Origin of the sequence: Bacteroides sp. An51A (assembly GCF_002161565.1) — a bacterium.
GTDB classification, from domain to species: Bacteria; Bacteroidota; Bacteroidia; order Bacteroidales; family Bacteroidaceae; genus Phocaeicola; species Phocaeicola intestinalis.
The window spans coordinates 267,064-290,553 of sequence record NZ_NFIC01000001.1; the positions used below are offsets into that span (position 1 = coordinate 267,064).

At 47.2% G+C, this 23,490-nt stretch carries 20 protein-coding genes, 1 tRNA gene and 1 pseudogene; 8 read left to right on the plus strand and 14 right to left on the minus strand.

Annotation, left to right across the window (positions count from 1 at the left end; translation table 11 throughout):
* Positions 1–256: 256 nt before the first annotated feature.
* The 6 genes from B5G04_RS00985 (at position 257) to B5G04_RS01010 (ending at position 5,912) form a co-directional block, all read left to right on the plus strand.
* Positions 257–835: a methylglyoxal synthase gene (locus tag B5G04_RS00985; RefSeq protein ID WP_239413996.1), complete on the plus strand. Its 579-nt coding sequence runs from the start codon at positions 257–259 to the stop codon at positions 833–835.
* Positions 836–1,158: 323 nt separating this feature from the next.
* Entirely contained in the window at positions 1,159–2,475 is a 1,317-nt protein-coding gene (locus tag B5G04_RS00990; protein ID WP_087395791.1) for a circularly permuted type 2 ATP-grasp protein, read from the plus strand.
* A gap of 31 nt (positions 2,476–2,506) precedes the next feature.
* The gene (locus B5G04_RS00995; protein ID WP_087395217.1) at positions 2,507–3,214 is read left to right on the plus strand and encodes an alpha-E domain-containing protein; all 708 of its coding nucleotides are present in this window, start codon (positions 2,507–2,509) and stop codon (positions 3,212–3,214) included.
* Positions 3,215–3,240: 26 nt separating this feature from the next.
* A complete protein-coding gene (locus B5G04_RS01000; RefSeq protein ID WP_087395220.1) occupies positions 3,241–4,011 on the plus strand; it encodes a transglutaminase family protein in 771 nt (256 codons plus the stop codon).
* A 6-nt stretch (positions 4,012–4,017) separates the two neighbouring features.
* Positions 4,018–4,947: a M14 family metallopeptidase gene (locus B5G04_RS01005; protein WP_087395223.1), complete on the plus strand. Its 930-nt coding sequence runs from the start codon at positions 4,018–4,020 to the stop codon at positions 4,945–4,947.
* A 32-nt stretch (positions 4,948–4,979) separates the two neighbouring features.
* Complete coding sequence (locus B5G04_RS01010) at positions 4,980–5,912, plus strand: succinylglutamate desuccinylase/aspartoacylase family protein (protein WP_087395226.1); 933 nt, start codon at positions 4,980–4,982, stop codon at positions 5,910–5,912.
* Positions 5,913–6,248: 336 nt separating this feature from the next.
* Here B5G04_RS01010 and B5G04_RS01015 read toward each other — a convergent pair whose 3' ends face one another.
* The 8 genes from B5G04_RS01015 to B5G04_RS01050 form a co-directional block, all read right to left on the minus strand.
* On the minus strand, positions 6,249–6,968 hold the full coding sequence (locus B5G04_RS01015) for a hypothetical protein (RefSeq protein ID WP_087395229.1): 720 nt from the start codon (positions 6,966–6,968) through the stop codon (positions 6,249–6,251).
* Positions 6,969–6,974: 6 nt separating this feature from the next.
* Positions 6,975–7,904 carry a relaxase/mobilization nuclease domain-containing protein gene (locus B5G04_RS01020; RefSeq protein WP_087395232.1) on the minus strand — a complete coding sequence of 310 codons (930 nt, stop codon included), beginning with the start codon at positions 7,902–7,904 and terminating at the stop codon, positions 6,975–6,977.
* Entirely contained in the window at positions 7,870–8,253 is a 384-nt protein-coding gene (locus tag B5G04_RS01025; protein ID WP_087395235.1) for a MobC family plasmid mobilization relaxosome protein, read from the minus strand. The genes B5G04_RS01020 and B5G04_RS01025 overlap by 35 nt, the downstream gene beginning before the upstream one ends.
* 156 nt (positions 8,254–8,409) lie before the next feature.
* Positions 8,410–9,339: a toprim domain-containing protein gene (locus B5G04_RS01030; RefSeq protein ID WP_087395238.1), complete on the minus strand. Its 930-nt coding sequence runs from the start codon at positions 9,337–9,339 to the stop codon at positions 8,410–8,412.
* A 163-nt stretch (positions 9,340–9,502) separates the two neighbouring features.
* Positions 9,503–10,576 carry an AAA family ATPase gene (locus B5G04_RS01035; RefSeq protein ID WP_087395240.1) on the minus strand — a complete coding sequence of 358 codons (1,074 nt, stop codon included), beginning with the start codon at positions 10,574–10,576 and terminating at the stop codon, positions 9,503–9,505.
* A 5-nt stretch (positions 10,577–10,581) separates the two neighbouring features.
* The gene (locus B5G04_RS01040; RefSeq protein ID WP_087395243.1) at positions 10,582–10,869 is read right to left on the minus strand and encodes a helix-turn-helix domain-containing protein; all 288 of its coding nucleotides are present in this window, start codon (positions 10,867–10,869) and stop codon (positions 10,582–10,584) included.
* A 233-nt stretch (positions 10,870–11,102) separates the two neighbouring features.
* Positions 11,103–12,011 carry a hypothetical protein gene (locus B5G04_RS01045; protein ID WP_087395247.1) on the minus strand — a complete coding sequence of 303 codons (909 nt, stop codon included), beginning with the start codon at positions 12,009–12,011 and terminating at the stop codon, positions 11,103–11,105.
* Between the two features lie 240 nt (positions 12,012–12,251).
* Positions 12,252–12,335: transfer RNA gene (locus B5G04_RS01050), tRNA-Leu, on the minus strand.
* A 164-nt stretch (positions 12,336–12,499) separates the two neighbouring features.
* Between B5G04_RS01050 and B5G04_RS01055 the strand changes: the two genes are divergently transcribed.
* Positions 12,500–13,543, plus strand: a complete 1,044-nt coding sequence (locus B5G04_RS01055) for a mannose-1-phosphate guanylyltransferase (protein ID WP_087210028.1) — start codon at positions 12,500–12,502, stop codon at positions 13,541–13,543.
* A gap of 82 nt (positions 13,544–13,625) precedes the next feature.
* Here B5G04_RS01055 and B5G04_RS01060 read toward each other — a convergent pair whose 3' ends face one another.
* The 4 genes from B5G04_RS01060 to B5G04_RS01075 form a co-directional block, all read right to left on the minus strand.
* Positions 13,626–15,956: a TonB-dependent receptor gene (locus B5G04_RS01060; protein ID WP_239414023.1), complete on the minus strand. Its 2,331-nt coding sequence runs from the start codon at positions 15,954–15,956 to the stop codon at positions 13,626–13,628.
* A 134-nt stretch (positions 15,957–16,090) separates the two neighbouring features.
* On the minus strand, positions 16,091–16,495 hold the full coding sequence (locus B5G04_RS01065) for an HIT family protein (protein WP_022039827.1): 405 nt from the start codon (positions 16,493–16,495) through the stop codon (positions 16,091–16,093).
* A 59-nt stretch (positions 16,496–16,554) separates the two neighbouring features.
* Positions 16,555–17,019, minus strand: coding sequence for a transcription elongation factor GreA (gene greA / locus B5G04_RS01070; protein WP_022039826.1), 465 nt, complete (start codon positions 17,017–17,019; stop codon positions 16,555–16,557).
* Positions 17,020–17,192: 173 nt separating this feature from the next.
* Positions 17,193–18,338: a TlpA disulfide reductase family protein gene (locus tag B5G04_RS01075; RefSeq protein ID WP_087250441.1), complete on the minus strand. Its 1,146-nt coding sequence runs from the start codon at positions 18,336–18,338 to the stop codon at positions 17,193–17,195.
* 337 nt (positions 18,339–18,675) lie between these two features.
* On the opposite strand from B5G04_RS01075, the gene pnp reads away from it, so the two are divergent.
* A complete protein-coding gene (gene pnp / locus B5G04_RS01080) occupies positions 18,676–20,862 on the plus strand; it encodes a polyribonucleotide nucleotidyltransferase (RefSeq protein ID WP_022039824.1) in 2,187 nt (728 codons plus the stop codon).
* Between the two features lie 143 nt (positions 20,863–21,005).
* Here the strand turns inward: pnp and B5G04_RS01085 are convergent.
* Positions 21,006–21,290: pseudogene (locus B5G04_RS01085) on the minus strand (nitroreductase family protein); the annotation flags it as partial.
* Between the two features lie 364 nt (positions 21,291–21,654).
* Entirely contained in the window at positions 21,655–23,472 is a 1,818-nt protein-coding gene (locus B5G04_RS01090; protein WP_022038832.1) for a RagB/SusD family nutrient uptake outer membrane protein, read from the minus strand.
* Positions 23,473–23,490: the final 18 nt, after the last annotated feature.

The window sequence follows — 23,490 nt, forward strand, 5'->3', positions numbered from 1 at the left end:
TTTTCATCCAAGTAAATCAAAACATTTTGGCGTGTTATTTGAAGTAATATTATGATTTTTGTCAATAAAATACGATTGGTTCATACTTTTTATCACTAATATAAAGGAGATGTCATTTGTTTCCATTATATTTGTCCTTGATATATAAAGGTTAGTTGGCGTTGTGACAAGGGGAATGTTTTGTCAAAAGACCCCCTGCATTAACCAGATAACTAAAATAGTAGGATAACAATAAATAAACAAACGTTCAGAAGATATGGAAAAGGTTATTCGCAAAATCGGACTTGTGGCACATGATGCCATGAAGAAGGACATGATTGAATGGGTGCTTTGGAACTCAGAGCGTCTGATAGGGCACAAATTCTATTGCACGGGTACTACCGGAACCTTGATAAAAAGGGCTTTGGAAGAAAAACATCCTGATATCAAATGGGATATTACCATCCTGAAGTCAGGTCCGTTGGGAGGAGATCAGCAGATAGGGTCGCGTATAGTGGAAGGTGAGATTGACTATCTGTTTTTCTTTACAGACCCGATGACCCTCCAACCTCATGATACGGATGTGAAGGCATTGACCCGACTTGCAGGAGTGGAAAACATCGTATTTTGCTGTAACCGCTCTACGGCTGACCATATCATTACCAGTCCGCTCTTTACTGATGCCTCTTATGAACGGATTCACCCGGACTACACCAATTATACCAAGCGTTTTGAAAATAAGAGTATCGTGTCGGATGCGTTGGAAAAAGTGATGAAGGAAGCAGACAAAACGGTTTCGGGTGAAAGTCCTGAAAATGAGAATGAACTTAATGAGGGTGCATTGACACTAAAATGACCACTCTCCAAAGTTGCAGATTATAACTATAACACTTAAAGGGGTCGCATCAAGCTCTATATTGAGTAATGATACGACCCTTTCTTTAGTTTTTTAGAATGCTTAAGTGTTCACTGACAATATGTATTATTTTTATCTAAATTTGATTTCATGTTGTAATAAATACATGGATTAATTTGATAAAATGTAAGTAAATATATGATTTGATAAACAAAACGCCGCTAAAACGTCCCTCCGTGCCGTTTTTTTGTTTTTCTTTGTAGCGGATTCAGAAGACAAAAGAAAGCTTGCAGCTGCAATTGGCAATACAAATTTACGAGATTATGGATACATTGATTGAAAGCAGGGATAACGTGAACAAGTGGATGGAACGGTTCGGCGTGCGCTTCGGCGTGTATAAGAACGGAGTATTCAGGGAACAGTTGTTCCCTTTCGATTCCATCCCGCGGGTCATCAGCCGGCAAGACTGGGACAAATTGGAAAAGGGTCTTATCCAGCGGGTCAATGCGCTCAACCTTTTCCTTTACGACATCTATCACGAGAAAAAAATCATCAAGGACGGCATCATTCCTGCCGAGTTTGTCTATTCCTCGAAAGGCTATCTGCCCGAGTGTGAAGGCATTTCTCCCATTCACGGGGTGTACGCCCACATAGCCGGCATCGATTTGGTGCAGGCGAAAGACGGGCGTTGGTTCATCCTAGAGGACAACCTGCGCATTCCGTCGGGAGCTTCGTATCCGATGATAGCACGGACCATCACGCGGAAAGTGTCGCCACAGACCTTTCAGGACAATGCCGTGGCGGACAACCGCAACTACAGCGATTTGTTGCGCGAGATGATAGACTATATGAATGACGGACGGGGCATCTCGGTCATCCTTACGCCCGGACGATACAATTCCGCTTTCTTCGAACATTCGTATTTGGCGGAGAAAACCGGGGCGACGCTTGCTTTTCCGGGCGACTTGATGGTGGAGAACGACAGTGTCTACTATGTCGGGCTGTTCAAGGAAAAGCAACGGGTGGGCTGCATCTACCGGCGTATCAGCGACGAGTATCTCGACCCGCTGGTGTTCGATCCGGATTCGTTGTTGGGGGTGCCCAATCTGGTTCAGGCATACCGGAAAGGCAATGTGGCGCTGGTCAACGCCTTGGGCAACGGGGTGGCGGACGACAAGGGCATCTACTATTTCGTACCCCGGATGATAGACTATTACCTGCGCGAGGAGCCTGTGCTCCACAACGCTCCCACCTATCTGCCTTATTACAAGGAAGATTACGAGTATATCCTTGCCAACCTCCCGAAGCTGGTCATCAAGGACGTGAGCGAGGCGGGCGGCTATGGCGTGGTGTTCGGGCGCGACCTTACTCCCGAAAAACTGGAAGAACTGAAACGGCTGATTGTCGGAGATCCGCGCCGCTGGATAGCCCAGGAGGTCATCGACTTCAAGGACCTGGAGATACTGGAAGGCAACGAACGGGTGGAACGGAAAGCAGACCTGCGTGCTTTCGTCATCAGCGGCAGGCAGACCAAGGTGTGGAAGAGCGGGCTGACCCGTTTTTCGCGCAATCCGGACTCGTTCGTGGTGAATTCTTCGCAAGGAGGAGGATTCAAGGATACGTGGGTGATGGAAGAATGACATTAAATCGCATAACTAATTATTTTGACCTATGATAACGTGTAACACCATATCTGCTTCGAAAGCAAATCGCCTTTACTGGTTGGGACGGTACACCGAACGGGTGTATATCAGCCTGCATCTGTTGCGCCGGTATTATGACAAAATGATAGACGGCGAACCGAAGGAATACGAGGAATATTACCAGAAGCTGGATGCTAACAATCCGTATCCCGACAAGGAGAGTTTCCGGCTGGGATACATGTACGACGAGAAGAATCCTTGTTCGCTCATCTCGGGACTGACCGCGGCGAACGACAATGCCATCGTCTTGCGCGAGGAAATAATGAGCGAGACACTTTCGTATGTCGAGCTTTCGCTCAATTACCTGCGGAAATCGGCGGAGAAGAAAGACGCCAACATCACCGACCTGCAACCCATCACCGACTATCTGCTGGCGTTCTGGGGTTCGGTGGACGAACGGGTATTCGACGAACGGGTGCGCAACATCCTGAAAATCGGGAAGCTGGTAGAAAACATCGATATGCATGTCCGCTTCGACTATCCGTATTTCCGCATTGAGGAGGCATACGAATGCCTGAAGAAATGTGGTGAGGGCGAAGAAGAACTGTTCGACCGGATGATAGAGAAACATCTCGACGAACTGCTGGACGAGGACTTGTACAACTTGTATCATGTCAACAATGCGGAATACAAAACAAAGGTGCTGAAATACCTCAACCACCTTGTCTTGCTCTGACGTATTCCTTCAACCGATAGAGAAAAATGAAGAGATTTTTTTATAATTACCAGACGATTACTCATTTCAGCAAACCGGTGGGCGGGCACTATTTTCTCTTGCGGTGCATGCCGTGTGTCAATGCGTGCCAGCAGGTCGGCAAGCGGGAGCTTTTCGTGCATCCGGCAGGCAGCATCATCTACGGTGCCGACGCATGGAAGAATCCTGTCCAGTATGGTAGTCGGATGGAGCCGCACGACTCGTTCGTGTTCGTGAGCAGCGGGGAAGTACGCCTTACGCCGTATTGTTTTCCCGAAGGCACTACGGCGGACGTATTCAGGGTTCAGTCGCGCCTGACCGTGTTGTCGGCGACGATGCGGACGTTCTTTGCCGGCATGGAGGAGGGAACTGCCCTGCAACGGGCTTTGTGTCTTTCGCAAAAGATTCATGCCTACATGCGCTATGTCCCCGGCAAGACGCGGACCGAGACGACGGCGGCGGATGCTTTCGCCCTGCAGGAAGGGGTATGCCAGGACTATGCGCACATCCTGATATCCTTGTGCCGCGCTTCGGGCATACCCGCCCGTTATGCCAACGGATTCATCGCCGGCATAGGTGCCACGCACGCATGGGTAGAGGTGCTCGACGGAGGAAAGTGGCGGGGAATAGACCCTACGCACAATTGCCTGATTGAGTACGGATATATCAAGGTGGCACACGGGCGTGACGCGATGGATTGTCCCGTCAACCGTGGAGTCTTTACAGGCATTGCCGCCCAGCAGACCGAAATCCGTGTAATCGTGGAAGAAATAGGATGATACATTATGATAAAGACCATAGTTTCAATCGCTCTCCCCGTAGGTGAGCGGTTATTGATACGTAAACATGTCATCAGCCATGGAAAGGGTACGAAGCGCATCTGCATCGTGACCGGTACGCACGGCGATGAGCTGGAAGGGCAGTATGTATGCTTCCGGTTGAACAAAATGGTGCAGGAGAACATCGACAAGCTGGACGGTACGCTCGAAATCTATCCGGCGCTGAATCCGCTGGGCATTGATTCCATTACCCGCGGCATCCCCGGCTTCGATTTGGATATGAACCGTATCTTTCCGGGAAATCCTGAAGGCACGATGGCTGAACGGGCGGCATACGATATCTTTCGCGACTTGCGGGGAGCCGACATGGTGATAGACATCCATTCGAGCAACATCTTCTTGCGTGAAATTCCCCAGGTACGGGTCAACATCAATACGGCGGAACGACTGGTGCCTTATGCCCGCCTGCTAAATACTGATTTTATATGGATTCACGAGGCGGCTACGGTACTCGAATCTACCTTGGCACATTCCTTGAATAGCACGGATACGCCTACGCTGGTAGTAGAGATGGGCGTAGGCATGCGCATCAACCATGGGTACGGCAACCGGCTGGTGACGGGCATCCTCAACCTGATGCATGAGATGGGCATGTGGAGCGAGAAGCCCGAGCCGCATCTCATCGCCAGTCCGGTGGTGTCGGTGGCAGACAATGTGAGCTTCATCAACGCCGAGGCTTCGGGCATCTTCCTGACCGAAATACGGAACAACATCATCGTGGACGAAGGAAAGGAGATAGGGAGCGTCGTGAGCCCGCTTACTGGTGAGGTGCTCCAGCAGGTGTCCGCCCCCGTACATGGTCTACTGTTTACGCTCCGTGCCTATCCGGTGGTCTACGAAGGTTCGTTGCTGGCACGCATCCACCGGCTGAATTAATGTGTCTTTTTAGATGAAATGAAAAAGAAAGTATGAGAAGAGAAATCCTGTTCAGCATGAAGTCTCCCTTCCGTGATACGTTCCGCATTCAGGGATTCCGTTTCGGGTCGGGAGCAAAGAGCCTCGCTATTGTAGGCGCGATGCGTGGCGACGAGGTACAACAACAATATATCTGTTCGCAACTGGTGAAACAACTGGTGCAACTGGAGGCGGAAGGCAGGCTGGTGCCGGGTCATGAGATACTGGTTATTCCCTCTGCCAATCCGTATTCGATGAATATCGGGAAACGCTTTTGGGCGATGGATAATACCGATATCAACCGGATGTTTCCGGGCTACGACCAGGGGGAGACTACCCAGCGCATAGCCGCCGCCCTGTTCGAAGCGATACAGGGATATACCTTTGGGGTGCAACTTGCCAGTTTCTATGTGCCGGGTGACTTCATTCCCCACATACGCATCATCCGGACGGGATACGAAGATGTGCAGACGGCAAGCTTGTTCGGACTCCCTTATGTCTGCCTGCGCAAGTCATTACCTTTCGATACCACGTTGCTCAACTACAACTGGCAGATTTGGGACACGAAGGCTTATTCCGTCTATGGAGGGCAAAACGGGCAGGTAGAAGGGCCTATGGCTCCTTATATCCTCGGTTCTCTCTTGCGCTTTATGCAACGGACGAGCATCCTCGTACATACTGCCTCCGCTCATCCCGGCTATGATTCGCAGGTCATCGACGAGTCGGACCTGACCAGTGTGAAAGCTCCCGTATCTGGCATTTTCTACCGGATGAAGACAGCACGCGATGAGGTGCGGGCAGGCGAATTGCTGGCATGCATCATTCATCCCGAAGAAGGCGAAGTGCTGGCGGAGATTCATGCGCCGGCAGACGGCATCATCTTCTTCGCCCACAACCAGCCCCTGACCTTGCAGGAGGCTACGTTGTATAAGCTCTATGCACGTTAGTAGAGAGAAGGATGACAAAACTTCGCTTCATCTCACATTGTTATTATCGGTCGTCAGTGAAATAATAGATATCTTTGTCCGTGATAATTTCTTCTATCTGTAAGACGGTAAACAAAAGTCAGTCAGAAATCAGATGGACAAACTTGCGGTAAACGAAATTATGCATCCGATAAAACTTTTAGTTTGACAAAGAAAGCAAGCTGTAACATAGCCTACAGAGGTTGGTTTTCTTTATTTTGTTTTTAACCCCTTTATGGAAAAAGTTCACTACCGTCAAGCCCAAAGTACAACTTGACGGTAGTTTGTTTTCTTACTCCGACTTTTCTCTTTCCATTTTTATGGATTAGCAATCTTGTCAGCTTCCCTTTTCAATTGCTCTGCCTGTTCATTGAGCAACCTTGCCCGTTCCAAGGCTTCCGCCTGCTTGCGGCAACGTTCTTCAAAGTTTAACACCGAATCCGTCAGGCTGCGGATGAAACGCCCGTCCCGCTGCCACTTGAATTTTTTCTCCAGCCATTCAAGGGTGGTGCCGTCTGCCTGCCCCTGCATTAGCAGAAAGCGGTATTTCATGTCGTTGTCCTGCAACTGTCCCATCCGTTTTGCCAGACGGACATTCAGGTACAGGGAAGCGGCGCAGACAATCAGACCTGCCGAAAAGAGGAACAGTCTTGGACGTACCCACGAAGCGACCCTGTTGTAAATCCGCCGGTAAAACGGTAAAGGAGCGGCTTCCTCCCTCTCCGTCCTGTAAGCGTTCAGGGTCTTGACCATTACATTGAAGCAACGGTAGGTTTCCAACGCTATTCTCTTGGTGTCCTCAATGTGCTTCTGCTGACCTTGCATCTCGTCCCTTATGTTGTCAAGTCGGCTTTGGACTGCCTGTAACTCTTTTTCGGGAATCGCCGGGTTCCTGCGTAACTCCGACAATGTCCGTTCGATGACATCCAGCCTTTCGAGCGTTTCCTCGCGTCCGGCTGGTGTTACCTGTGCTTCCTGCTTCTCTTTCAGTTCCGTGACCATGGAAAGAAGCCCTTCCAAAATCAAATTATCTTCCATATCCGTTTACAGTTTAAGTTGTCTTTTCTTTTTCTTCTTCTTTTTTCTCAGATTCCAGTCAATTTCTTCGTCCGATGGAGCAGACGGCGAAACATCAAACAGGCTGAACAAGCCGCCAATTGAAGGGCTGTCGTTCCTTTGCGGTGTTTGCTCAGGCTCCAAAATAGGTGCGGGAACTATCTGCTGTCGGCTATTTTCTGCGGCATTCATTTCTGCGTTTCCGAAATGCTTATCCAGCTTTGAGAAACTGAAACTGCGGTCTATCTCCGAACCTTTGAACGTATAGGCACCTTTGGTGAAGGAGATACCCTGCACCTCGTCTGTACGCCCTTTATACTTGAAGCGGATGCCGATGCCCTTTTCTGCCAGCCGCTCTTGCAACTGCCGCCAGTTCCGGGATTTGCCGATTTCATCCCTCACAGCCGTGTAAATCTCGTACTTCGACCTGTCAGGCTCTTTCAGGCGGTGCCGCTTAACTTGCTCCTTGCCTTTGGCGAAGTATAGTCCGTGTTTGGCTTTCAGCTTCTTGCACACCTGTTCGTTACGGTACATGTCATTTCTGTCCGAAATGGTTTTGCCGTCGTTGCCTACGCGGTTGAACACGATATGTACATGCGGATGCTCCCTGTCTTGGTGGCGCACGATGATGTACTGCGTATCGGTGATTTTCATCTCACGCATATACTCTTGCGCAAGTTGTATCATCTTCTCGTCCGTCAGCTTGGGCGCATCGTTTACCGAATAGCTCAGCGCGATATGTCCGACTGGCTTGCCCAAACGGGGATTCATGGAGGCTTGTGCGCAGAAGCTGCGGATAATGTCCTGCCTGCTTTCCGCCAGTACTCCGTCCGCATGGAGCAAGACCGCCTGCTGCTTGCCCAGCACGTAGTCCACACAGCCCTTAAACCCGCTTCCTTTCCTTATTTTTCCAATCATCCGACAAATGGCTTATGATTTCCACAATCCTGTTCTTAAGTTTCACCAGTTCGACCGCCACTTTTGCAAAGCCTCCGGCATTTGCCCGGTGCGCCAGCTGGTTGATGTTGTTCGCTTCGCCTGCCAGTTTGCGGAGGGTGTCCGCATCCTGCCTGTTCAGCCGGGGCGTTATCTCTGCAGACACGACTGCCTGCCGTACATACTCGCTGACACGCAGCCCGGCTTCACCCGCCCGCTTCTTGATGGCGTAATACTGCAACTCGGTCAGTTTCGTACTGACCACCCGTCTTTGCCTGTCTATCCGGTTCTTTGCCGGACGACCGCCTGATTTGTTCCTTATATCTGTCATACATTTTTGTTTTTAGAAGTTGTCTTGAAAATTGCGACCGACGGGAGCGGTTACCTTTGCGGATAGCAAAGCAAGGTGGTTTCGGTCTACCGAAACATAACCTTGCTTCCCCTAAGAAGCATCTGCCCGTTGGTCACAGTGTCTATCTACGCTGGGTTAGATACCCTTGCCTTTCTTCTGTCTTAGCACCGGATTCTGTCCGTTTTTCTGTTCCTGCTTCCTGCCGCACAGGTAATCGTTCAGGTCGGAATATCCCCGGTAATTGTGCGAGAAATCACGCACCCGGTAGGAGTATTCCGCTGCGATGGCTTGCGTTGCCCGAATGCCTGCCCCGTCATTGTCGAGCAGGCAGTGGATGCGTTCATACTGCCCCAATGCGTCAATGGCTTTCTGCACGTTGGCGGTGGAGTTGAGAATGACGTAATCCTGCCTGTCAAGATTGGGCATGGTGGGGCAGTTCTTTGTCCTTAACGTGAGGAATGAAAGATAGTCCATGAAGCCCTCGAACACCAGGCACTTCTCCCTCGGTTCACCCTGTTGCCGGATATGGGTGATGTCTTTCGGGGCGATGCAGCCTTTGAAAAAGGAGTTGCGCACCTCGTAGCCGCCAGCCACATTCAAGAAACCGATGGCAAAGTAGGGCTTGCCGTCGTGGGTAAAACGCAGTTCCCTGCATTCTCTTTTTGCCAGTGCTAGGTCAATGCCACGCCCCTGCAAGTAACGGAGCAATGCCGGATGGGTGAGGTCACGGACTTCCAAATGTTGGAAAGTCGGTGCCGACCTTTGCTGCCGAAAAGAAAAACTGACCGGACGGACATGCGGTGCCTGTTCTGCTATCCGGTTTAAGAGGTATGGCAGATGGTCAGAACAGAAAAGTTCCTGTGCCAGTGCGATGATGTTGCCGCCCTTGCCTGCGCCATAGTCATACCATAGGTTGCGCTCGTTGTTCACCTTGAAGGACGCTTCATGTTCCTCCCTTAGTGGCGATTTGTACCATAGGTTCGCTCCCTGCTGCTTGACGGGTGAATATCCCAGGCTGTGCAGGTAATCGGCGATGTGTATTTTCTTTGCTTCTTCAATGTTCATAATGCAAACTTTTTAGCGGGTGATGAATAATAGGGAAGTGTGCCAGTCCGGTTTAGACCTTCATACATACGCCCGTACTGTACCGGACTTGATTGCCGGAAGTGACGGGAAACGGGAAGTCTGTTCCCCTTATATATATGCCCGTACTAAACCAAACTTGTTTTTAGTAGTGAAAATCGGGATTGTAACGGTATCCCTTTCCTTCCTTTACAATCATACGCTTGTTCACGAGGAACGTGTTCAGTGCCACAAGAACATTGCGCCCACGCTCGTAGCCGATGCTTGCATAACCCTGCTTCAACGCCTGTATGACGTTGGAATAGCCCTGCACGGTGCGTTTCCCGAAACCGTTTTCCAATGCAGTGCGGTGCTGCTGTTCGGTCAGTTCCGTAAGCGGGAAACTTTTTTCCTGCTTGGGCTGCTGGAATACATAGCCGTCTACGACTTCGGGCAATGCGCTGTCGTTGATGCGGAAAGCGAAAGGCTCGAAGTCCCGGTCGCGTATGTGTGTCGCTTTTACCTCGCTGATGTTTCTGTCCTGCATACTCTTGGTGATTTGCAGGACGGTTTCCGCCTTGTTGTTCAGTTCTGTGCCGATGTGCCCCCTCGTGTTGTCGTCCCCTTTGTTCAGGTGCAGCACGGTATGAATGTGCAGGTTATACCCGCTTGACCAGCGCATGAGCAGGTTTATCAGGTCGGTTGATTCGCTGGGACTGTTGATGTCATACATCAGGTCGCGGATGCCGTCAATGATGAGCAGCCCCACATCGGGCATGTTCTCCAGCATATACTCGATAATCCGCTTCCGCATATCAGGGGTCTGTTCCCGAAGCACGATGAAAACAAAGTCGTCCCTGTCCTGGTCGGTCGGAAGCCCGGCAAGCCGCAGGATGCGTTCCATCACCTTATGACAATGGTATCTGCTCTGTTCGGTATCCACATAAAGGATTTTCCGTTTGTCCGGAGGCAGGCACGCTGAATAGTGCAGTACCTCGTCATTGGTCAACGCCGCCGCAACGATGGCGGAGATGTTGAACGTCTTTTTGCTTTTCGCCTTTCCTGTGGACGCGCTGAAATTGCCCAAAGTTCCGATGGTGGAGCCGTTCACCCAAAGGATTTCGGGCGGCACGTCGTAGGTATCTGTCACTTTCAGGCGGATGCTCTTCCAAAGAGCTGCGAAGTCCTCCTTCTTCATGATGGCATTCCCTTTAGCCTCTATGCTTTTTTTGTTTTCCATGGGCTTTACTTCTTTAAGGGACGGTTGAGGATATACTTCTGCGCTTCCTGCTCTATCTGCGTTTTGGTCTTTACTGGATTCTGACGGAGCCATGCTTCCAGTTCGGATTTCTCAAAATAGAGCATTTTCCCCTGCGGCTTGTAGTGGGGAATCAGATTGCCCGAAGTCAGCTTGTAAAGGTAACTTTTGGACAAGTTGAGAAATGTGCTCGCTTCATCAAAGTTAAGCACATTCTTGGTCATAAACAGCATTTTTTCGAGTTCTTCCACTCGCATTTCCAAAGTCTTTTCCATATTGTCTTTAACTTTTCGGTGATACAATATGAAGGTGCGCACCCTCGTTTCTTTTTTGATGGGGCAAAAATCGGCATCTTCCAAAACATCTACACATAAGTTACGGGTAACTCACGTGAAATATTTTCTGTTTTGACCTATGCAGACATGCCGCATCGTTTTGTTAACGGGGGCAAAGTTAAGGACTTGAAAATGAAGACTAATTGAGCTTTGTTTGACCGCTCAGACTATGCTCAACCTTTTTGCAGTTGCTTGATGTATTTGTCTATGATTTCATATCCTTTCGGGTAGATGCACTTCACGTTGTCTGTCGCGCTCGACAAATCGCTGCGTGTGAGGTGCTTGTCTTTTATCTTGGCAAGTACAAGCCGGTTGTTGGCAATGACGGACTGCCACTCATAAGCGATATAGTTGTAGCAGCTAAGCTGCATCATCAGATAAGCCAGCAAGCGGTTGTTGTTGGATTTCAAGACCCCGTTCAGTTTACAGGCGAAGAAGTCCGAAAGGATTTTCTGTGTGACAGTTGTCGTGAATATATGCGCTTCGTTGGTGCATTCGACCAGCAGCTTAATTTGTTTCGGGGTAAGGACTGATTTGAACGGATTGAATTTCCCGACTATCTTAGTCAGCTCGGGCTGTGCCTTCTCTTCTTCTTTTGGCTGTTCTTCTGATTTCTCTTCCAAAGGAATAGGGACAGGACTGGCGTCCTCTGATTGTTGGAGGTATTTTAGATATTGGGTCTGCATGACAAGGCGCACAATGGAAGAAAAGAACGGAAGCAGCTCATCATAGCAGGTAGAAGATTGCAGGTATTTGTCCATATCAAAAGAAGAACATTGGAACGAAATATATTTTTTCCGCTCGTCAAAAGAGAGATTCTCGAAGAAACCGCTTTCCCAAAAGAAGTCCGGCATCAGTATGTCAAAACGTATATTGTGCAAGGCACGGTTCTTTTGGCATAGGGATACAAGGTTCTCGGTTACGTTGAAAATTTCTTGCCGGATGTAGTCTTTCATTTGTGCTTCCGTTAGGTATTCACGCTTTAAGGCAAGCGCATTAGTTTTCATTCCGTATTCATGGGCAACACATTTATCAAGTAACTGCTGTATCTTTTTGAAGTTGGTTTCTCTGAAATCTTCCATATACGTTGTGCATTAAAATCGGTTTGGGTTACAAAGATAAGTGATGGATACCGTTTTCAAAGCAAACAAAAGCAGGAGAAAGGAAGAAATATGCAACACCTTCGTTAATAAAGCATAAATATAAGGGTGCCGAAACAACGAAAGTACCCTTTCTTCTCCTTTTCGTCAGGAAGTACACTTTTAGTACGCCCGATAAAAAGAAAAATCCCTGATAATCAGTCGATTATCAGGGATTTAAAGTACCCAGACCCGGGGTCGAACCGGGATGGATTTTACTCCACTGGTGTTTGAGACCAGCGCGTCTACCGATTCCGCCATCTGGGCATTCCGTTGAATTGCGGTGCAAAGATAGACAAATCTTTTGAAATTACAAAGGATATGAATAAAAAAGTGAAAAAAAATTTGTCTAACACTATTTAGAAGCGTATCGAGTGGTTTATTCAAAATAATCTGCTATCTTAGCATAAACTTTTAAAGCCATCCTGATTATCATGAACAACAACTACTATTGTATCATTATGGCCGGAGGAATGGGAAGACGGTTTTGGCCGTACAGCAGGAAAAATCTGCCCAAACAATTCTTGGATTTCTTCGGAACAGGCCAAACTTTATTGCAACAGACATTCGACCGTTACAAACAAATCATTCCACCGACAAACATTTACATTACAACACACAAAGATTACAAGCAGCTGGTGTGCGAATTACTTCCGGAGCTTCCAGAAGAACAGTTGATTGTAGAAGAAGAAAGGCGCAACACAGCCCCTTCCATTGCATACGCTTCGCACATCATCCAGCAAGTTAACCCGAACGCGACTATCGTGGTAGCACCTTCGGACCATCTTATTCTGAAGTTTGAAGAATTTAAAGAAGCCATCTTGAAAGGATTGGACTTTGCATCGAAGAACGATATTCTGGTAACATTGGGCATCAAACCCAATCGTCCGGATACAGGATACGGTTATATCCAGATAGATGAAGAGAAAGAAGGAGATTTCTATAAAGTAAAGACTTTCATCGAAAAACCTGCACGGGAGTTTGCCGAAATATTCATCCAAAGTGACGAGTTTTATTGGAACTCCGGCATTTTCGTATGGCACGTCAATACGATTCTGAAAGCTTTCCATGAAATCATGGCAGAAATATGTCCGCGCGTTGAATGTGACAAACCAGACTTTACCTCCTGCCCCAACATTTCCATTGATTACAGCATTATGGAAAAAGCCAACAACGTATACGTACAACTATGTGACTTCGGCTGGGCAGATTTAGGTACATGGGAATCTTTGTATGATGCATCTCCCAAAGACACCCACCAGAATGTCATCATTCATAGTAACACCTTATTATATAATTGCAAGGACAACATTATTTCCATACCAGAAGGGCAATTGGCCGTTATTCAAGGTCTGGAAGGTTATTTGGTTGCCGCAAGCGACAATGCATTGCTCATTTGCAAGAAAGATGACCAAGATGCCATGCGCAAATTTATCAACGATGTAGAAATGAAATTCGGGGAGAAATACTCCTGAATTCCACTCACCACAGATTACACAGACTATAAAAAGGAATTATCCTACCATGTGTGTGTAATCTGTGATGGGCAAAAAAGCATCAATACTCGAAAGTAATGCCAATAGTGGGAAGCAAGGTTCCACTTTCCTGTTTGATGGACTTCATCACATAACGCTGTTCGGCCAGTGAAGCAGAAGGATTTTCTATTTCCCCGATGCTCATCAAGACATCGGGCTGGCGCAGCTTACTTGCCGTTATATTCTGAATATCAAGATAAATGCCAAACATACATTTCTTCCAATAAAACATCTTGTCGACCCGAACATCCAATTGGCCAAAAGCAGGAAGACGCCCTGTATTATACCGGCTGTAATCATAATACGCCTTGCCTTGTGCATTCCAAGCCGTTACTAACGATGATTTCTCCACATCATAAGGTGTATAAGGCGACCCTCCTATACAACATACTTTCATACCCACGCTCCATTGTTTAGGGAAATTATATGTCCCGCTCACATTGAATATAAACCGATTATCCCATGCTGAAGGCACATAAGTATCTTGATTGTTTTTACGGAACTCACTTTTAAATACAGTGAGCGAAGAAGACAAGTTCAAACGCTGGACAAGCAACCATTTAAACATCACCTCTACACCATACGAACGTCCTTCAGCATCTGAAACAAGAGCCTCATTTCCAATAACCCCGTAATCATTTCCCTTACACGACAAAGGGATACCATCGGCTACAGACAATGGCATGTCCTTATACAATTTATAAAATCCTTCTGCCGACACTTCCACCGTCTCATTCGGATGCCAAGTCAGTCCGGCACTGGTCTGCGATACCGAAGTATAATTCAAATGACGATTTGCATATCGTCCATACTCATCCTTGAAGCCCAATGCTGTATATTGCGGGAGTTGGTAATACAGTCCCGTATGCCCGCTTAAAAACAAGCCCTCTGCCAGTCTCCATGATACAGACAAGCGTGGAGACAGCTGCCGGTCCAGTTTCTTCATCTTATCACTATAATTATTGGCATCGGCACGCACACCCAACGAAGCCGTAAAACGCTCGTCGGGAGCCGTATAGTCCATAGAAGCATATACTCCCCAACGGAATATCCCCAAATCGGTACGATAATCGTACAAATGTGCAGCATCGGTAAAAACCTGTTGATAGGTCGTATTAGTATATTGCAAATAACTCAGCTCTACTCCGGCGTTCAGCTTCCACACATTCCATCGTGACGTGTTTTCCAACCGGAACCGGGTTTCCTGCTCTACCGAGCGCAAACGTAACATCAGATTATCTTCACTGCTCTCATCATTGTCCCGGTATTTTAAATTCCGGTTGTTCAGGTAGCTATGGCTCAAAGTCACCGACTGAACGTGGGAACCGGCATAATGCCGATACACCCCTCCTACGGTATAAGTCTCCTGCTCTATCTTAGGCAAATAGCTCAAGAGATATTCGGCATCCTCCCCATTGATGTCCAAGTTCAACCTCATCCGGTCTATACCGCCCAAGCCTAAGACTGTAAGTTCGTTATGAGCATCGAACCGGGTTTTCAACTTGAAAGAAGCATCTGTATATGCCGGAAGAAAAGGTAAGCCCAATAGTTTGAACAACATCTGTAAATACGACTGGCGCACCGACACTACATACGAAGTCTTGTCGCCCCAATGCCCGTTAGAAGTCAGTGAAACTTCCGAAGCTCCCAACGTTGCCTTTACAGAATTATGCTCCATATCCCCATCACGCAAACGAAAATCAAGCACCGAACTCAAGGCATTTCCCCGATTTGCCGGAAAAGCGCCACTATAAAACTTTACATTCCGTATCAGATCCGCATCAATCAAACCCACAGGGCCACCCGATGCCCCTTGCGTACTGAAATGATTGATATTGGGTATTTCTATCCCATCCAAAAAGAAACGGTTTTCCGAAGGACCTCCTCCACGTACAATCAAGTCATTACGGTACCCAACAGGCGAAAACGCTACTCCCGGATAATTCTGTACCACACGTGATATGTCACGGTTGGCGCCAGGAGCCTTTTCTATTTCCTGCATACCGATTACCCGCAAGCTGACCGGACTCTCAGCCTCCCGTTGAAAAGGGGAAGCCGTAACGGTCACCTCGGAAAGCTGTGCACCTTCTTTTTCCATCTCGATCCAGATATGAGGTGTACGATGATTTACCCGATATTCAGCTGTTACGATTGTCTTATACCCTAACATGGAAGCCTGAAGGGAATAAATACCCGGCGGCACTTCTCCGATAATAAAATGTCCGTCGGCATCGGTTGCTGCACCGACACCCACACCCATAACCAGCACATTGACAAACTCCAACGGCTCACGTGTATCCCGGTCTATTACAGTTCCTTCAATCCTATACCTTGGCGATTGTGCGAAAATCATGCACCCAAGTGCTGCCAACAGGATACTGATATAAATCCTTTTTATCATAAAAGAAAAAATCTATCAACACAAAAAAGCCATCCTTCAGGGGATGGCTTTTTATGCTATATTATATAAGTAGGAGGGGGATTTTATCAAGCATTGCCTTCCCAGGCTTCATGTATAGCAGCGGCTATCTTCTTAAATTCCTCATCGCTCAGCTGCAACTTCGGATTAGAGAACAACATGTCTTTTTCACTTTGCATCGGAATCAGATGGATGTGTGCATGAGGCACTTCCAAGCCCAATACCGCTTCGCCTACCTTCCGGCAAGGAAAGACTTTCTGGATGGCCAATGCCACATGCTTGGCAAATACATGCATCGCCGCCAGTTCTTCGTCTTCCAAATCAAAGATGTAATCTACTTCCCGTTTCGGGACAACCAATGTATGTCCCTTTACCATCGGGTTAATGTCGAGGAAAGCATAAAAGCGGTCATCTTCTGCCACTTTATAGCTGGGGATTTCTCCCGCAATGATTTTACTGAATATTGTTGCCATACCTTTATATATAATAAAAGTAAGGCAAACCTGCGCGCTTACGCAAGCCTGCCTTACCGTTAAAATGAAATTCCTGTTACTTCCAGACTGATTTTCCCCTGTGGAATGGTTATTTCAGCCACATCACCCACTTTCTTGCCCAGCAAGCCTTGTGCAATCGGTGTATTGACCGAAATCTTCCCCTGCTTCAGGTTGGCTTCTGTTTCCGACACGATAGTGTATGCCATTTTCATACCTGTCTTCACATTCTTCAGTTCCACACGGCTCAGAATCTGCACAGTATCCGCCTTCAGTTTCGATGTGTCAATGATTTTAGCATCGCCGATAGTAGCCTTCAACTGATTGATTTTCATTTCCAGCATAGCCTGAGCCTCTTTTGCTGCATCATATTCAGCATTTTCCGACAAGTCTCCTTTATCACGTGCCTCGGCAATAGCCGCCACCACTTTAGGGCGTTCCACTGCTTCCAGATGTTTCAATTCGGCCACCAGTTTCTGATAACCTTCTTCTGACATATAAGCCATAATGTTTTCCTCCTTTAATTTTTCGTTTATATTCTTACTTATAAAACAAAAAAGAATTCCGATACATAATTACGTATCGGAACCCTTCCTATGTTGATTTGCGACAAAGGTAAATCTTTTTATAATACCAGTCAAGTGTTGGAGCACTGTATTTTCACATGCTTTGCAACATGTTATAATAATTTCTTAATCTCCGCGTCCAAATCAGTATCAGCTCCTATCCTCAAACTCAACTCGTTGCTCCGGTTGACCAGGAAACTTGCCGGCAACTGGGATACTCCATACAGACGAAGAAACGTTGAATACGGACCTTGAGGGTCACGCACGCAAATCCATGGCAAATTATCTGCTGCTGTTTTCCAGAAATGCTCATCAGTATCCAGCGAAATCTGATAAATCTCCAGCCCTTGCTCCTTATACTTATTATATACTTCGCGCAACAATAAATTACGTGCACCCGACTCGGATGCTCCATACACCGTGAAGTCGATTAGCACCACTTTGCCTTTCAGGTCGGTCAAGTGATGCAGGTTCCCATTCTCATCACGCAAGGGAATGTCAATAATCGAGGTTTCCTCCACCTTGTCCATCGGAATCTCCAAGGGTTTCACTTGCGGCGCACGTGTATTCTTCATCCCTTTTATTACCATGTTATACAGGTTGCGCGAACGGTCGGCATGAGGATACATATTGTTCATGCTCGTAGCTACCGCCGCAAAGCATTTTACATCCTCCTTACTGGTAAGCGGATCGAAAATCATATACCCGTTCAATTCCTGGAACAAAGCGAAATAAGCGTATGACTTGTTAGGGCCGGCAAAAATATACTTGTGCTTCACCGTATCCTTATAGGCCGTCACAATCTTCTGTATACTGTCTTGGGCTATGCCGATGGGCAGCCCCGACCGCGCCACGCGGTTGACACGCTCCTGCAAGCCAGCCTGAAGCAATACCAGCTCCTTTATCTTGGTATTGTTTTCCGAACCTTCTATCTCATATCCTGTAGCAAAATTGCCCAAACCGGCATGCACTTTCACCGCTTCGGTAGAATCAACGGCAAAATTAATCACCTTGTTATCAATGCGCAAACGATAGTAATCGGGAGCATCCGGACGAGCAACGGAGAAGCTGAACCCTCCTTCTTCATCCAGTTTGATAGAATCAAGCGGAACGATGCGTTCCAGTCCGGTCTGTTCCAAATACAACATTTTGTCGGCCGCGTCGGTTATTTCACCTTCAACGGTAAAAGCAGGCTCGTTGTTGCAGGCGGTAATGCCTGCCAACAACAGAGCTGCGGCGATATAAGCATTTCTTTTCATTCTAAAAACCTGTTTTACTTCGGAGTGCAAAGATACGGCTTTTCATGGTTTCACAAAGCTTTTCGAAAAAGTTCTTGTACGAAAAAAAGAACTTTAACGCACGAAAGGCTTAAAAGCCTGCTTCCTGATGCTTTACGGTGCCGGAGAGGGGCAACCGCTTGCGGCGGCACGCGCAACCGCCTGCATCGGGCTGAGCATGTATATCCGGAGGGAAAGGCATAAAATAGCATAAAAACAGGCGAAGTGTAAAAGTTTTGCCTCATCTTCACCCAATTACTGCAAGATTATTCGTATCTTTGCGCGATTTATAGTCGAAAATTATATTAAAACATTATTTATGATCAATCCTATTGTTAAGACGATCGAGCTTCCTGATGGCAGAACCATCACGCTCGAAACGGGAAAGCTGGCAAAACAGGCAGATGGTGCTGTTACGCTGCGCATGGGTAACACCGTGTTGTTGGCTACTGTTTGTGCAGCAAAAGATGCAGTTCCCGGTACAGATTTCATGCCGCTTCAGGTAGAGTACAAAGAGAAATATTCTGCGTTCGGACGTTTTCCTGGCGGTTTCACTAAACGCGAAGGCAAGGCATCAGACTATGAAATCCTTACCTGCCGCCTTGTAGACCGCGCCTTGCGTCCGTTGTTCCCCGACAACTTCCATGCCGAAGTTTACGTGAACATCATTCTGTTCTCTGCCGACGGCGTCGATATGCCCGATGCATTGGCTGGACTTGCCGCATCGGCTGCGCTTGCCGTATCGGATATCCCGTTCGGCGGACCAATCTCGGAAGTACGTGTAGCACGTATCAACGGCAAGTTCGTTATCGACCCGACTTTCGAGCAACTGGAGCAGGCAGATATGGACCTGATGGTAGCCGCTACGTACGAGAACATCATGATGGTGGAAGGTGAAATGAACGAAGTAAGCGAACAAGACTTGCTGGAAGCCCTGAAAGCCGCACACGAAGCCATCAAAGTACATTGCAAGGCACAGATGGAACTGATGGAAGAAGTCGGTTCTACCGTAAAACGCGAATATTGCCACGAAGAAAACGACGAAGACCTGCGCAAGGCGGTTCACGAAGCTTGTTACGCCAAGGCATACGCCATCGCCGAATCGGGCAACAAAAACAAACATGAACGCGAGGCAGCCTTTACAGCAATCTGCGATGAATTCAAGGCCCAGTTCAGCGAAGAGGAACTGGAAGAAAAGGGTCCGATGATTGACCGCTATTATCACGATGTGGAAAAAGAAGCGATGCGCCGTTGCATCCTCGATGAAGGCAAACGTCTGGACGGACGTAAGACGACCGACATCCGCCCCATCTGGTGCGAAGTAAGCCCACTTCCCTACCCACATGGCTCATCTATCTTTACACGCGGAGAAACCCAGTCACTCAGTACTGTCACATTGGGTACAAAAGCTGACGAGAAAATCGTCGATGATGTACTCGACCAGCACAAAGAACGCTTCCTGCTACACTATAACTTCCCGCCTTTCTCTACAGGCGAAGCCAAAGCACAACGCGGTGTAGGCCGTCGTGAAATCGGACACGGACACTTGGCATGGCGTGCACTGAAAGGGCAGATTCCTGCCGACTATCCTTATTGTGTCCGCGTAGTTTCCGACATCCTCGAATCAAACGGTTCTTCTTCTATGGCTACAGTATGTGCCGGAACACTTGCCCTGATGGATGCAGGTGTACCTATCAAGAATCCGGTATCAGGTATTGCAATGGGATTGATCAAGAACGCCGGAGAAGACAAATACGCCATCCTGTCAGACATCTTAGGAGATGAGGACCATCTGGGTGACATGGACTTCAAGGTAACCGGTACGAAAAACGGTATCACTGCTACCCAAATGGATATCAAGTGCGACGGACTGACCTACGACATTTTGGAAAAAGCATTGTTGCAAGCCAAAGAGGGCCGCGAATACATCTTAGGCAAACTGACCGAATGCATTGCCGAACCTCGTCCGGAACTGAAACCGAACGCACCGCGCATCGAAACCATGACGATTCCGAAAGAATTCATCGGAGCGGTAATCGGCCCGGGCGGAAAGATCATCCAAGGTATGCAGGAAGAGACAGGTGCCACTATCAGCATCGAAGAAACAGATGGCGTAGGACGCATCGAAATTGCCGGCTTGAACAAGAAATCCATCGATGATGCCGTACGCATGATTAAGAGCATCGTTGCCATCCCCGAAATAGGTGAGGTATACACAGGAAAGGTACGTTCCATCATGCCTTATGGAGCATTTGTCGAATTCCTTCCGGGAAAAGACGGTTTGCTGCACATCTCGGAAATCAGCTGGAAACGTTTGGAAACCATCGAAGAATCCGGACTGAAAGAAGGTGATGAAATTGAAGTAAAACTGCTGGATATCGACCCGAAAACCGGCAAGTTCAAATTGTCACACAAGGTATTGATGCCAAAACCAGAAGGAATGGCTGAAGAAAAGCCCAATCATCCGAAACGAGAGCACAAACCCCAGCCTCGTAAAGAAAAATAAGTGAATACATTTTTTTCATAATAATGATAATCTCCCTCTTTCTTGGGCTTTTCCCTTGAGAGAGGGAGATTTTTCATAAAAGCATCCAGATACCCAATTTCTTACCACGCGTTCAAATGTATCCGCTCTTCTGTACCGATGTTTTTTTGCTTGGGCAAGGCATCGGCAAACATCGCCATTTTGTCTTTATCGCCCGATTCGTCCACCTCTGCAACCAGCTTCTTGAATGCTGCCATGTTCTTTGCCAACGGAGCAATGACCTTGGCTATATTCTCCTGTCCACGCACCACGACAAACTCGAATTGCCGTAAATGGTCGTTGGCCGGTGCCTTGAACGCCGCACTAATAATTCGCTTTAAAGCCTCATCACTTACTTCACGGCCGGAAAAGTCGCGGATGATAGCCCCATCCGCTGTAAGATTATTAATCTTACACCAGACGAAGATAATAACACATACAGTTTAGTAATGCACGGCGAACGGAACGGATACAGCATACAGGAACGATGACATCAGCTAAATGCACAAATCCATACCGCTCCATAGTATATCTTAATTTCATCCGATAAATACAATCACTTACAAACATTATACAACAATGATGCAAAATCAAATGTTCCTAAGCGAATTGAGGGCTTTCCCGTTGTCATTCTATGCGACGTAACCATGTCCCCATATAGGCGGAACGGACAAGTAAAGACATTCCAAGATAAAATAAACCTCTGCCAGACAGACTCTCACGAGCAGCTCCGGCAGAGGTTTTACTGAAAAGCACAATTATTATTATTCAAACTCAATTGGCTGCATTTCCGTGCATATTAGGATTCGTAGTCAATTCTGTTGACGGAATAGGAAGATACAGATTCCGTTCATAATTAAACGTTGCCGTACCTGTCAAACTTGTCTGTTCCACTTGGGCTGCATTCTTATTAATCAAATTGTCCAACATCCTTTCACGATCCGGATCATTGGGGTTATTATACCAACGCATCAAATTAAAGAAACGCCAGCCTTCCCAGTACAACTCAACCGAATATTCATGTTTCAGTGCACGACGAACTGTGTTTATTTCCATACCTTCACAAATGACAGAACCATTATTACCTACAACCCTTCCTACAACAGGATGATTAGCAATCAATTCGTCAACTGTAGGCAATTTCCCTCCTTCCAAATAAGACATACCGGCATCAGCTTCGGTCGTATTAAGTGCAACCGTGTTATTATTCGCACGATTGCGAACCAGTTGGATATAATTTTTTGCTGTTGCTTCATCACCTGTTTCCAGACAACATTCAGCGTACATCAACAAGATATCCGCATAACGAATCAGTCGGTCATTGATACCACTTTGTTCTACAGAACGAACTTTGTCCAAACTATATTTACGGCATCCAAACCACTTACCACGCCAAGCATCAAAGGTTCCACCAGAGAACAGTTCTTCATAAGGAAGCCACTTTCCTGACTTGCCTAAAAATTTACATCCATCAGGAATATACATACCCAAATAAGCACGCGGGTCAATAATTTTGCCTTCAGAATCCCGTTCAAACTCATTATACAAGGCAAGAGATGGCATTCCGTTCCACCAGCGTCCACATTCGGTAGAGTTGGGGGCAGACAATTCAAGTTCGCGGATTGTATTTTGCCCTGTCACGACCCAGCTGTTAAGGTCGCCTGGAGCTGCAGGATTAAAACCTTGTGTTTCGGTACTTTGACAAAACTGCACTTCAAACATCGATTCCTTATTATTTTCATTATCCTCAGTGGCATTATCACGATAATTATCCATCAATCCATACGCACCAGAATTGATGATTTGTTCCAAAACAGCTTTTGCCGAAGTCCAATCGGCATCACCAGCCTTCGCCGTTCCGTCAAGGATAGGACGTCCCATATAACATTTTGCCAAGAATGCCAAGGCGGATCCTTTCGTAGCACGTCCTTCATCATTTGTCCCCTCATAATTCCAAGCTGTCAACAATTCAGAAGCATCCTGAAAATCCTTGACCATACGCTGATAAATCTGTCCTGATTCAGCTGGAGGCAATGAATAATCAGCACCACCAGTAGTTACATAATCACGGTCTGGGATTTGATCTCCAAAGAAATAAACCAAATAAAAACGGCTTAACCCACGAAGGAAAATAGCTTCGCCACGCAGACGGTCATACAAATTCTTATCCTCCGTATTATTCAAATCGAATGCACCATCTTGATTTGCAGCCAATTTCTCCAAAGCAAGATTAGCAGCATACTGCAATGTATACATATCTTGGAAAGTCGTTGAAAGGCTTCCCAAATCAGCATTCACCGTGTATTGGGACAATCGTGCAGTTTCCGGTTCACCGGCAGCCGCACCACTTGTAAAAGCATATTCATCGCTCCGTGCATTCAACATAAACGGCATCCATCGTGCCCAGCCTCCAGCACGCTGCAACATGTTATACGCACCATTGACAGCATATGTCAGATGTTCCTTCGTATTATAATAATTCAATTCGCTATCTGCCGAAGGATTAGTAAACTCCATTTCCGGTTCACAAGAACTTAAAGTAAACAAAACACTTCCCAGACACGCTCCTATATAAATTTTCAAACGTTTCATAATTTTGCTATTTAATTG